Below are 12780 nucleotides of genomic sequence, written 5' to 3'. Positions count from 1 at the left end.
GGTTGTGGCCCGCCGCGCCGGCATTCGGAGACGCACCTGGCTCCGTTTGGCCCTGCTCGTCGTGACGGCAATTGCATTGCTCACGCTTGACGCACGCGGTTCGGGCGGTGTGCTGGACACCGCCCGCGGCGCGACCTTGGACTTGCTGGGACCGGTGCGAACATTCGGCGACTGGGTGGCCGAACCGTTTCGCAACGCGTGGCGCGGGATCGTCAGCTACGACGACTTGGAGGCTGAGAACGCGGAACTGCGCGGCGAGCTGGCTGAAGCAGAGGCATCGGTACTGCGTGTCGGCGAGCTGGAACGGGACCGCCAGGAGCTGCTTGCGCTGGTGGGCGCCCGCGACGCTGCTCCGGCGATTCCCCGCGTCACGGCGCGGGTCATCGACGCACCGGTGTCGAATTTCGAACGCACGATCGAGCTTGCGAAGGGTCGCCGCGACGGCATCCGGGAGGGCATGCCAGTGGAGAGCGGTGACGGACTGGTCGGGCGGGTGGTGCAGGCGAGCACCACACGTTCGCGCGTGGAGCTGCTGACCGACCCGAATTTCGACGCCGGCGTGCGCATCGTCCGGTCCGGGGATGATGGCTTGGCTTCAGGACGGGGGCCGGGTCGTGACCTGGAGGTGAGCTATATCGAGCTGGAGACCGTCGTCATCCCTGGTGAGACCGTGGTGACAAGCGGTTTTGCGGGCAGCACGTTCCCTGCAGGGTTGCTGGTGGGCACAGTCACCGATGTCGAGCCGGATGCTGTGCGGGGCGCGCAGCGGGTCACCGTGCACCCTGCTGCGGATCTTGAGCGCCTTCGCTGGGTGCAGGTGCTGCTGTATGAACCCAACGTCCCCGAGCCGGTGATCGTGGATCGTGAGCCCGACGACGGAACGGCCGATGCGGGCACTGCAGGCGGCCCGTCATGATGGATGACCGATGACGGAGGCCCGATGACGGGGCGCGGGCGATGATGGCCGGCGCCGGGCCGCTGGCCCGGTCGTTGTTGGTGCTGGCCGTTGCCGTTGTCGTTCATGTGGGCCTGCTGGCTCATGTCACCCCGGCGGGAGTCATTGTCGATCCGCTGGTCTTGCTGGCCGTCGCGGGCGGGATGATGGGCGGCCGCAGTACGGGGGCGTCGTTTGGCGGAGGCTGCGGGCTTGCGTCCGACCTCATCCTTCACACACCGTTCGGCATGTCGTTGCTCGTGCTGACACTGGTGGGTTATCTGTCGGGTGCCATCACTGAGCAGATCCCCTCGGCCGGCAGGCTCGTTCGCGCCGCGATTGCGTCACTGCTGGCTGCAGGCGGGATCGGCCTCTTTGCGGGCGCCGGCTGGCTGATGGATCTCGTCTATGTGACAGAGGCACCGATCATTCGCATTGCCATCGTGACCGGCGTCGCGTCGCTGCTGACCAATCCGCTGCTCGAGCGAGCGACTCGCTGGGCGCTCATCATCCGTCCGCGCGTGACGGCCAGTCCGGAAAGCACGGCGCGCGGTGGATGAGCGCGTCCGGCGGCGGATGGCCTTTATCGGCATCGTGATGGTGGGCCTGTTCGGAGCGCTGTTCACCCGCCTGTGGTACCTGCAGGTACTCGAGACTGAGCAGTTCGCAGTGGCTGCGGAGTCGAATCAGGTCCGCATCATCATCACGCCGCCGACCCGCGGCCGCATCCTCGACCGTCACGGTGTGGTGCTCGCCGACAACGTCCGCACCGGCGTGGTGACTTACGACCATTCGAGATACAGCGAGAAGCACACCGAAGCGGTGCTGACCGAGCTGGCTGATCTGCTCGATGTGCCTGCAGAGCGGCTGCGCCTGGGTTTTGCAGACCAGCGCACGCACCCGCTCGCTCCGAAGGTGGTCGCGACGGGTCTCGACGAAGACGGGCTGCTCAGGGTGGCGGAGCGCTCGATCGCCGGAGTGGAGGCGAGGTGGGACTGGGTGCGGGTGTACCCGCAGAACGAGGTGGGCGCGCACATCGTGGGCTACGTCGGGGCGATGTCGGAGCGCCAGCACCGCGAGCTGATCGATGACGGTTACCTGCCCTATGAGCGGGTCGGCAGGGCGGGCATCGAGGGTCTCTTCGAGGCCGAGCTCCATGGGGAGCCGGGGCGCACCAAACTCGAGGTTGACCGGCAGGACCGTGTGCAGCGGATCCTGGCCGATGTCCCTCCCGAGCCGGGACACGACATCGTGCTGTCCATCGATGTCGAATTGCAGGCCGCCGCCGAGTCATACCTGCGGCAGGGGTTGATCGCGGCGCGCAAGACAGTGAGCGAGGACTCCGGTTTCTTCTACCCGGCGCTCACCGGGGCTGCTGTCGTGATGGACGTGCGCAACGGTGACGTGCTGGCCATGGTGTCGCACCCGACCTATGACCCCACGTGGATGGTCGAGGGACTGTCGTTGGCGGAGTACCGGTCGGTGTTCGAGAATCCCTACGCACCCGGCGCGCTCAACAACCTCGCCGTGCAAGGCACCTATTCGCCCGGTTCGGTGTTCAAGCCGGTGACGGCGCTCGCCGGTCTGGACGCAGGGCTCATCTCGCCGCGCGCCGCCTTCCACGACGTGGGCTACTACAGGATCCCCGATGCGCGGGGCTGCACCGGCCGCTGCACCTTCTTCAATGCCGATCGGGCTGCCCTCGGCACTTTGGACCTGTCCGGCGCATTGACCCGCTCGAGCGACGCATACTTCTACAAGGTGTCCGACGATCTGTACTGGATCGACGGACCCGAGCAATGGGCGATCCAGGACATGGCCCGCTCGCTCGGATTCGGGTCTCCGACCGGCGTGCAACTGCCGTTCGAGAAATCGGGCCGGGTGCCCGACAGCGATGTGAAGCGAACCCTCTTCGAGTTGAGCCCTGAGGCCTACAACCCCTACGACGAGCCGGCACGTTGGTTCCCTGGCGACAACATCAACACCGGCATCGGCCAGGGATTCGTGGCCGTGACTCCCATGCAGCTCGCCAACGCCTACGCCACGATGGCCAACGGTGGCACGCTCTTCTCGCCGAACATCGTCGAAGCGGTGGTGTCGCGGCGTGCCGAAGCGTTCGGCGAGCCGGTACTGACCTTCGAACCCCGGGTGCTCGATGTGGTCGACTTCCCCGAAGGGAGTTCGGTCGTGCGGGAAGGGTTGAGCAACGTCACGAACTCCCGGTTGCGAGGAACCGCCGCGAAGGCATTCGAGGGTTATGACCACGAGGGCTACCCGGTGTCAGGCAAAACCGGCACGGCCCAGGCACAGGGTCTGAACGCGGTGCTGCGGCGCAAGAAGGAGGACACGGCGGTGTTCGTTGCATGGGCACCCTCGCACGATCCTCGCTATGCCGTCGCCGTCGTCATGGAAGAGGCCGGCTACGGCGGCGAGGCGGCTGCACCTGTGGCTCGGCGGATCCTGGAGGCAGTGCGGGCGTACGAGCAGCGCTGGCCTGAACCTCAGATCGCGTTCTCGCCGCCCCAACCCGAGTGCCCCGAGGTGCCAGAAGCGCTGCGAGGCGATCCGGCGTTCCTGGGCTACGTGCCCGAAGGCTGCCCGTGGGGCATCCAGCTGCCGCGGGCGAACACGCCGTCGGATGCGGACGGTGACGGCATCCCCGATGTCGACCAGATCGAGGGAGCAGCGTCATGATCGCACGACTGCTGAATCGTTCGCAGACGCGGCGCGAGCTGCAATCTCCCGCGTGGTTCGCCGACTACTCATTGGCGCTGGCTGCGATAGCGATAGCGCTGCTCGGCATCGCGATGAACTACTCCTCCACCTGGCGAAGCCTGTCCTTCGAAGGCGGCGACCCGTGGACCGTGGCGCGACGCCAAGCGATCTTCGTGAGCATCGGCATCGTGGTGATGATCATCGCAGCCGTCGTCGACTACCGGGTGCTGCGTTTCTACGCGACCCCTGCGTACCTGCTGGCGCTCGGAGCGCTGGGGGCGCTGCTGTTCTGGGGGCCCGAGATTCGCAATGCACGGTCATGGTTCGTGCTGCCCGGCGTCGGGTTCCAGGTGCAGCCCTCGGAGTTCGCCAAGCTCGTAGTGATCGTGTCGCTGGCGGCGTTCGTGGCCAGTCACGAGGGATACCTGCGCTTCGACACGCTGTTCAACGCGGGTCTGCTGCTGGTGGTGCCCATGAGCCTGATCTACCTGCAGCCCGACCTGGGCACGATGCTGGTCTTCGTGGCCGTCGCCATGGGCATGCTGTTGGTCGCAGGCGCGCAGCTTCGCCACATCGTCGTCATCACGCTGACCGGAATCCTGGCGCTCGTGCTGGTGTTCAGCATCGACGCGTTCCAAGGCCCCCGCTTGCTCAGTGAGACACAGCGAAACCGCTTGACGGCATTTCTGGATCAAGAGTTCGAGCCGCTGGAAGCCTCGTACAACCTACGTCAGAGCCAGATTGCCATCGGTGCCGGCGGCATCTGGGGCCAAGGCTGGAAGCAAGGCACCCAAACCAATCTGGACTTGGTTCCCGAACAGCACAACGACTTCATCTTCACGGCGCTGGGGGAGGAATTCGGCCTCGTCGGCGGCACGCTCCTGCTCGCGCTGTATGCCTACATGTCCGTGCGCATATGGCAGATCGCACGCGTCGCCAGCGACCCGTTCGGGCGATTACTCACCGTCGGGATCCTCTCCATGTTGCTGTTCCAGGTGTTTCAGAACATCGGCATGACCATCGGCATCATGCCCATCACCGGTATCCCCTTGCCGCTCATGAGCCATGGCGGTTCGGGCACGGTCACCGCTTTCGCGGCGGTAGGCATCGTCATCAGCGTCGGAGCGCGGCGCTACACGCTCTAACGCTTCACTGTCGGGCCGGGCCGGTAGCGTTGAGGTTGCAATGACAACGCTGTGGCCCCGGCTCGAGCCCTTGCTGCCACGTGTCTCCAAGCCGGCGAGGTACATCGGCTGCGAGGACGGGATGCAACGACCGGACGCCGGCCCGCACCTCACGTCGTGGCTTCTGGCCTATCCCGATACCTACGAGATCGGCTTGCCCAACCAGGGCTTGCAGATCCTCTATGAGCTGCTGAACGAGCGCCCGGACGCCAGCGCCGAGCGCACCTACGCACCGTGGATCGACCTCGAGGCCGAGATGCGGGCTGTGGGGCTGCCGCTGTTTTCCGTGGACACGCATCGAGCCGCGGGTGACTTCGACATCATCGCCTTCAACCTCTCGGCTGAGCTCGTGTACACCAACGTGCTCAACTGCATCGATCTGGCGGGGTTGGAGGTACGTTCGGCTCAGCGCGATGATGCCGACCCGCTCATCGGTGCTGGCGGTCATTGTGCATACAACCCCGAGCCCCTGGCGGACTTCGTGGACTTCTTCGTCATCGGAGACGGCGAGGAGGTGGTCTCCGAGATCACCGAAGCAGTCGGTGCCTGGAAGCAAAGCGGCAAGCGCCCGGGCACGCGTGCCACGATCCTGCGGGACCTCGCGGGCATCGAAGGCGTGTACGTGCCGGCGATGTACGACGTCGCCTACGACGGGCCGGCGCTGGCCGCCGTCACGCCGAAACACCCGGACGTGCCAGAGCTGGTTGCCAAGCGCACGGTCGCCGATCTTGCCGAATGGCCGTATCCGCGCCGGCAGCTGGTGCCGGTGACCGAGGTCGTCCATGACCGGCTCTCCGTGGAGGTGTTCCGGGGGTGCACCCGGGGGTGCCGCTTCTGCCAGGCGGGAATGATCACCCGCCCGGTTCGTGAGCGCCCTGCCGCCCAAGTACGCGAGATGGTGACTGCGGGCCTCGAGCGCAGCGGCTACGACGAAGTCAGCCTGATGTCGCTGTCCACGGCCGACTACAGCGGAATCGCCGAGCTCGTGCGCGACACGGTCACCGCCGGCGGAGCCAGCGGCAACGACACAGCCGGCGGAGCCAGCGGCAACGACACAGCCGGCGGAGCCGGTGCATCGGACACAGCTGGCGCCGATGCCAACCGGATCAGCGTTTCGCTGCCCAGCATGCGTGTCGACGCCTTCACCGTCGATGTGGCGGCCCAGGTGTCACGCGCTCGCCGCACGGGGCTCACCTTTGCCCCCGAGGCGGGGTCGTGGCGGTTGCGCCAGATCATCAACAAGCTCATTACCGAGGAGGACCTGTACGGGGCGGTGCGCTCGGCCTACAGCCAGGGTTGGCATCGCATGAAGCTGTACTTCCTCACGGGCTTGCCGTCGGAGATGGACCCCGACACCGAGGCCATCGCACACTTGGCCGATGCCTGCACCCGGATCGGGCAGGAATACACCAAGCGTGCATCGGTGACGGTGTCGCTGGGGGGCTTCGTGCCCAAACCGCATACGCCGTTCCAGTGGTTCGGGCAGAACCCGCCCGAAGAGCTGGCGCGCAAGGTGCGGTTGGTGCGCTCGGCACTGGGTCGCAACCGGCGAGTGCAGCTCAAGTGGCACGACCCGGCCGCTTCGACCGCAGAGGGCATCGCCAGCCGTGGCGACCGACGAGTGGGCGCGGTCATCGAATACGTCTGGCGCAAAGGCGGCACGTTTCAGGAATGGAGCGAACGCTTCGATCTGGGCTTGTGGGAAGAGGCCATGGCAGCGTGCGGCCTCAGCCTCGACTGGTACGTGCATCGCCATCGAGACGAGCACGAGGTGCTGCCCTGGGACCATATTGGCGCCGGGCTGCACCGCGATTTTCTCTGGCATGACTGGCAGGACGCCTTGGCTGGGCATGGCCTGCCTGACTGCCGATGGACCCCGTGCTACGACTGCGGGGCCTGTACTGAATATGGGATCGAGCACATGGTCGCGTCCCCCGTCGCCCCCAATGGCGGCAGTCAGGGGACGGGACAGGATCTCGCGACCGGCCATCTGGTGCCGGTTGAGCTGCGTCCTCGCCAGTTGGCGGGCGCAGGCGCACCGACCGGGGGTGGCGCATGATGCGCCGGGCCCTGTCGCTGGTGCCGAGCTGCAGTGCCGCTCCCACCCTCGTGGGTGGGAGATGGCATTGAGGCTGCGCGTCCGCTTTTCCAAGGTCGGCAAGATCCGGTTCATCGGCCACCGCGACGTGGCCCGTGTGATCGAGCGTGCCGTGCGCAAGGTCGGGTTGCCGGTGTCCTACAGCCAGGGCTTCTCGCCCCGGATGAAGCTGAGCTTCGGCCTGGCGCTGCCCACCGGATACGAGTCGGAGGCCGAATTCGTGGAGCTGCCACTGGTTACCGATGCAGTGCTCGACGCGGGACCGGCGATCGTCTGCCGGAACGGCGCTCACGCACCTTGCGAGCACGAGCCTGCCGCGGCCGGCCCGAGCTACTGCACCATTGCCGGGGCGCTCAGCGAGGCGCTGCCGGTAGGCATGGAGGTGTCCGCTGCGATGCTGACCGACGGCCGAGGCACGTCGCTGCAAGCGGCGGTTCATTCGTGCGGCTGGCAGTTCGAGATCGTGGGCCTCGATGCGACCCCAGCGGCGAAAGCGGTTGCAGACTTCCTCGCCGCCGGTACCGTCGTAACTGAACGGGTGCACAAAGGCGAGACCGTGAGTTCGAATGTTCGACCCAGCGTTGAGGTGCTGCAGGTGGTCGGATGCTCGGATCGAGGGGCGGTGCTGAGCGCCGAGCTGTCAGCAACGCCCCGGGTAGTGCGCCCCGGCGAACTGGTGCCAGCGCTCGCGCCGGCACACGAGATGGGCATAGCCCGGAGAACACATCAATGGACGAGCGGCGCCGCGGGACGAGCCGAACCGGCCGTGCCCGCCATGTGCGCCCAGAGACACAAGGAAACCATCAGTGGATGAATCAACACTGAACGACCCGACACCCGCCGTGCGCAAGCGGCGGCTGGTCGTGCCCCCTACGCAGAACGAATCTGACCAGGACAAACCGGAATCCAAGGCAAAACCCAAGCCCAAGGCGAAGTCGGTACCCAAGGCCAAGTCCAAAGCAGGATCTGGACCCGACCAGAAGTCGAAGGCCGATCCCCCTCAATCCGAGCCTGAGTCTGCGAAACCGCCGGTTCCGCCGGTTCCGCCGCCGTCCCGCAAGCCCAAGATCGGCGACAGCCGCCCGGCGCCGGCTCAACCAGCACCCGATGGTGAGGGTTCCGGTGGGCGCCGCCGTCGCAGGCGGGGCGGCCGGGGACGCGGCGGACGGGGCCGATCCAACGAGGCCGCTACGACGACCGCGGAGACTCGCAACGGCTCCCATGCGCCTGTCGAGGCCATCCTGGCCGACCAGCGGCCGCTGGAGCTCGACGATGAACAGCTCACCGAGCGCCGCGGCAAGTACCGCAACGGCAAGCCGCTGGGTCGGTACCGGATGTGCGTTCATGTTTCTGAGGGAGCGACGCACATCGCCGTGCTCGAAGGCCGGTCACTGATCGAGTACTACGTGAGCCGCCCTTCCGACGATGTCGCCGAGATCTACGGCAATCTCTACCTCGGTCGGGTGCGGCGTGTGCTTCCGGGCATGGAAGCGGCGTTCGTCGACATCGGCACGCCCAAGCAGGCCGTGCTCTATCGAGGCGATCTGACCGTTGCCTCCGACGAGAGCGATGACGACGGCGGATCGGAGCGCAAGCGGGCAGGCGGGCGCCGCGGGCGCTCCGTGGCAGGACCGGCGATCGGCGAGCTGATCAAGAACGGCCAGACGGTCATGTGCCAGGTCATCAAGAACCCGATCGGTCACAAGGGCGCCCGCCTGACCACGGAGGTGTCGCTGCCTGGCCGCTTCGTGGTGCTCATCCCGAACAGCAGCGTGATGGGAATCTCGCGCCGCTTGCCCAGCCGCGAGCGACGTCGGTTGCGCAGCCTGCTGGGCAAGGAGATCCCCGAGGGCTTCGGCGTGATCCTGCGCACGGCGGCGGAGAACGTCACAGCGGCTGAGATCCGCCGTGACATCGAACGGCTCACGCAGCAGTGGACCAAGATCTCCGAGCTGGCGGAACGCTCCGATGCGCCGGTGCTGCTGTTCCGGGAACCCGAGTTGGCCGTGCGCATCATCCGGGAGCAGTTCACCGCCGACTTCCGCGAAGTGGTGATCGATGACCCTGCGCTGTTCGAACAGGTCAAGGGCTATATGGAGGCGGTGGCGGCACCGCTGGTGGATCGCATTCGGTACTACGACCCGGTCGCTGAACGTTTGCCGCTGTTCGAGCGGGTGCACGTGGCTGAACAAGTGCGAAAGGCCACCGATCGCAAGGTCTGGCTGCCATCTGGCGGCTCGCTCATCATCGAGCACACCGAAGCGTTGACGGTGATCGACGTGAACACCGGGCGCAACGTGGGCAAGTCCAGCCTGAACGAGACGCTGTTCCAGAACAACCTGGAGGCCGCTACCGAGATTGCGAAGCAGCTGCGGCTGCGGGACATCGGCGGGATCATCATCGTCGACTTCGTGGACATGGACGACAAGCAACAGCGGGAACAGCTCATGTCGACGCTGAACGAGGCGCTGGCCCGCGACAAGACCCGTACGGCCACAGAACCGATTTCGGACATGGGCATTGTGCAGATGACCCGGATGCGCACCGGTGAGGGGTTGCTGGAGTCGATGTCAGACCCGTGCAATGAGTGCGAGGGCCGCGGCATCCAGTTGCGCGAGTCGCTGTTTGCTTGATTCTGGGCTGCTTGATTCTGGGCCGCAAATTCACTCGCCAATCCGGGAGCCTCATCGGTATCCTCTCCAACCGATGTACGCAGTCATCGCTACCGGCGGCAAGCAGCGCCGCGTCGAGGCCGGCCAGCGGCTCGATGTTGAGCTGCTCGCGGTGCCGCCCGGCGAAGAAGTCACCTTCACGCCCGTTCTGGTGGTGGATGACGGTGCCGTGCTGGCGACGCCCGACGAGCTGGTCGGAGCTTCGGTGACCGGCCGGGTCGTCGGCGAGGTCAAGGGGCCCAAGATCGACGGCTTCACCTACAAGAACGCCACGACCAACCGGCGCAGGTGGGGACACCGGCAGCGCTACAGCACGGTCGAGATCACTCAGATCGCCACCGCCTAGGGGCATCCCAGCAGGCACGCGAGACCGGACAAGAGGGACAGCACCATGTCGAAGACCAAGGGCGGAGGCTCCACTCGCAACGGGCGCGACTCTGTGGCAAAGCGCCTTGGCGTCAAGGTCTATTCGGGGCAGACCATCGACGCCGGCGGCATCATCGTGCGCCAGCGTGGCACCAAGTTCCATCCGGGGCGCAATGTGGGCCGCGGCAAGGACGACACGCTGTTCGCGACAGCTCCCGGCATCGTGCGTTTCGGCTATCGCCGCGGGCGCCGGCTTGTTGACGTCGTCCCGTCGTAGTTCCTCCGTACTTCATCCCGAGACCCGAAAGCGTCTGCGAGGACGCTGATGAGCGACTTTGTCGACGAGTGCCAGCTGCACGCGAAGGGCGGTGACGGCGGGGCGGGCTGCGTGTCCTTCCGTCGCGAGTCTCACGTGCCGCGCGGTGGCCCCGATGGCGGCGACGGCGGGCACGGCGGCGATGTGTGGGTCGTCGCGGATCGCAACGTGGCATCGCTGCTGGCGTTTCGAGACTTCCCGTTCCGGCGTGCGACAGATGGCGGTCATGGCCAGGGGCGCAAACGGCATGGCCGCAACGGTGCCGACGAGCTCGTACGCGTGCCCGAGGGCACGATCGTCCGCGACCGCGACGGCGCTGTGCTGGCGGATCTCGTGCATGCGGGGGATCGCTGGCTGGCGGCTCAGGGCGGGCGCGGCGGCCGGGGCAATGTCCGCTTCGCTTCGAATCGGATGCGCGCGCCCCATTTCGCCGAGCAGGCGGAGTCGGGCGAGGAGCGCTGGCTCGGCCTCGAGCTGAAGCTCATGGCCGATGTCGCTCTGGTGGGATTCCCGAACGCAGGCAAGAGCACCTTCATCAGCGCCGTGTCGGCAGCGCGGCCGAAGGTCGCTTCGTACCCATTCACGACGCTCACGCCCAGCCTCGGAGTGGTCCGGCTCGACGACGGCTCCGGAACCGACGCCGACAGCTTCGAGATGGTGATCGCGGATGTGCCCGGGCTGATCGAGGGTGCCGCGCAGGGCAAGGGCCTCGGGCACCAGTTCCTGCGACATGTCGAGCGAGCCCGGGTGCTGCTGATCATGGCCGATCTGGCGGAAGTCGCCGGCCGTGATCCCCATGAACAGGTCGACGTGCTGCTCGGCGAGCTAGAGCTGCATGACTCAGCGCTCGCAGCGCGGCGGCGGCTGGTGGTGGGTACCAAGGCCGACGTGGCCCACCTGCGCTGGGACGGACCGCGGCTCAGCGCTGTGACCGGTGAAGGCGTGGCCCCGGTATTGGGTCAGCTACGTGATCTGGTGTCTGAAGCCAGGCACGCCGACGAGGCTCCTGCCCAATACGTGGTGCATCGCCCCGAACCCACCGGCATCACGGTCCTGCGCCTCGGCGACGGGGTGTTCGAGATCGAGGGCCGCCAAGCCCGTCGCGCCGTCGCTCTGTCGGATCTCACCGATCCCGCTGCGCTGGCATGGGCGCAGCGGCGCTTGGAGAAGCTTGGCGTGTCGCGGGCCTTGGCTCGCAACGGCGCCCAGTCGGGCGACTTGGTGCGCATCGGTGACTTCGAATTCACCTACGAGCCGGATACATGAACGTGAGACGCGGCAAACCGCACGCGAGAAAACACCTGGCGTGTCGCCCGGAACATCTTCGAGCCGGGTACATGACTCAGGTGACTGCGTTGAGAACCGGAAGACGGCAGGATTGACGTCGATGCCTGCCTCACTGCGGTTGATTGCCAAGATCGGGACGTCGTCGATCACGACATCGGACGGGCGAGTTGATCTCGATGCCGTCGCCAAGCTGGCATCGGACGTCGCTGTAGTGCGCGCGGCCGGCCACGAAGTGATCGTCGTCACTTCCGGCGCGATCACCGCAGGCGTGCAGCGGCTGAGCGTCGATCGACCCGCTGAGCCTGAAAGACTCCAAGCATTGTCAGCCGTCGGTCAGATCGACCTCATGGCCTCCTACCGGGAGCTGTTCGCCGCGGAGGGCATGGTCGTCGGCCAAGTGCTGATCGCCCCGCACGACTTCCGCGATCGCGATCAGTACCTTCACGCCCGAGCCACGTTTCATCATCTGCTCGATCTCGGCGTTGTACCGGTCGTCAACGAGAACGATGCGATCGCCGATGATGCCATCCGCTACGGCGACAACGATCGGATTGCTGCCCTCGTCGCCAACCTGGTGCGCGCTGACGTGCTGATCCTGCTGACCGATATGCCGGGTGTCCTGACTGCCGACCCGAACATCGACCCGCAAGCCTCGCTCATCTCAGAAATCTTGGAGGTGAGCCCGTCGCTGCAGGCGGCGGCGGGCTCTGCGAATGCCGTGGGCAGCGGCGGCATGGCCTCGAAGCTGGCAGCAGCCCGTATGGCCTCGTGGAGCGGTGTGCGCACGGTGATCGCCTCAGCCCGCCGCCCAGACGTGGTTGCCGACGCAGCTGTAGGCCGGCCGGGTGTCGGCACCACCGTGCCTGCACGAGATGCACGGGTCTCCGCTCGCAAGCTCTGGATCGGCTTCGCCGTGGCCGCGAGGGGATCGGTGACCGTTGACGGCGGCGCCCGCCGCGCCGTGTCAGCAGGGGGCAAGTCGCTGCTTGCGGCTGGCGTCGTCGGGCACGAGGGCTCCTTCGCCGCCGGCGAAGCCGTGGACATCGTCGACCCCCAGGGAGAGACGTTCGCCAAGGGCCTCGCGGCCATTGACGCCGAGGGCCTGCGAGCCACCGCTGGCTTGCGCAGCGACCAGTTGCCCGAGGGATTGCACCCGTTGGTCGTGCACCGCGACGATCTCGTCGTTCTGGGGTGATCCGGGGTGATGC

Annotated in this window: 11 protein-coding genes; all 11 read left to right on the top strand. The window is 66.6% G+C overall.

The genetic code is table 11. From position 1 onward, the window contains the following. Positions 1-4: 4 nt before the first annotated feature. The 11 genes from mreC to proB all read left to right on the top strand — a co-directional run bounded on the left by mreC (position 5) and on the right by proB (position 12767). Positions 5-916 (top strand): rod shape-determining protein MreC, encoded by a 912-nt coding sequence (mreC, locus tag ACOGI5_RS15115; RefSeq protein WP_419865231.1) that lies wholly within the window; start codon positions 5-7, stop codon positions 914-916. 107 nt (positions 917-1023) lie between these two features. Further along, a complete protein-coding gene (locus ACOGI5_RS15110; protein WP_419865230.1) occupies positions 1024-1494 on the top strand; it encodes a hypothetical protein in 471 nt (156 codons plus the stop codon). Then, entirely contained in the window at positions 1487-3628 is a 2142-nt protein-coding gene (gene mrdA / locus ACOGI5_RS15105) for a penicillin-binding protein 2 (protein WP_419865229.1), read from the top strand. The genes ACOGI5_RS15110 and mrdA overlap by 8 nt, the downstream gene beginning before the upstream one ends. Then, complete coding sequence (rodA, locus tag ACOGI5_RS15100; protein ID WP_419865228.1) at positions 3625-4794, top strand: rod shape-determining protein RodA; 1170 nt, start codon at positions 3625-3627, stop codon at positions 4792-4794. The genes mrdA and rodA overlap by 4 nt, the downstream gene beginning before the upstream one ends. A 40-nt stretch (positions 4795-4834) precedes the next feature. After that, complete coding sequence (locus ACOGI5_RS15095) at positions 4835-6892, top strand: radical SAM protein (protein WP_419865227.1); 2058 nt, start codon at positions 4835-4837, stop codon at positions 6890-6892. A 61-nt stretch (positions 6893-6953) separates the two neighbouring features. After that, complete coding sequence (locus tag ACOGI5_RS15090; protein WP_419865226.1) at positions 6954-7745, top strand: TIGR03936 family radical SAM-associated protein; 792 nt, start codon at positions 6954-6956, stop codon at positions 7743-7745. Next, positions 7738-9564, top strand: a complete 1827-nt coding sequence (locus tag ACOGI5_RS15085; RefSeq protein WP_419865225.1) for an Rne/Rng family ribonuclease — start codon at positions 7738-7740, stop codon at positions 9562-9564. The genes ACOGI5_RS15090 and ACOGI5_RS15085 overlap by 8 nt, the downstream gene beginning before the upstream one ends. A 73-nt stretch (positions 9565-9637) precedes the next feature. Then, entirely contained in the window at positions 9638-9949 is a 312-nt protein-coding gene (rplU, locus tag ACOGI5_RS15080; RefSeq protein WP_419865224.1) for a 50S ribosomal protein L21, read from the top strand. Positions 9950-9994: 45 nt separating this feature from the next. Continuing rightward, positions 9995-10246, top strand: coding sequence for a 50S ribosomal protein L27 (gene rpmA, locus ACOGI5_RS15075; RefSeq protein WP_419865223.1), 252 nt, complete (start codon positions 9995-9997; stop codon positions 10244-10246). A 48-nt stretch (positions 10247-10294) separates the two neighbouring features. Beyond that, positions 10295-11551, top strand: a complete 1257-nt coding sequence (gene obgE / locus ACOGI5_RS15070) for a GTPase ObgE (protein WP_419865222.1) — start codon at positions 10295-10297, stop codon at positions 11549-11551. A 121-nt stretch (positions 11552-11672) separates the two neighbouring features. After that, positions 11673-12767: a glutamate 5-kinase gene (proB, locus tag ACOGI5_RS15065; protein WP_419865221.1), complete on the top strand. Its 1095-nt coding sequence runs from the start codon at positions 11673-11675 to the stop codon at positions 12765-12767. Positions 12768-12780 lie beyond the last annotated feature (13 nt).

Source organism: Candidatus Poriferisodalis sp., from assembly GCF_965208925.1.
Lineage (GTDB): Bacteria > Actinomycetota > Acidimicrobiia > Acidimicrobiales > Poriferisodalaceae > Poriferisodalis.
Note: the sequence above shows the minus strand (reverse complement) of the source record. Positions and strands in the feature narration are given on the sequence as shown.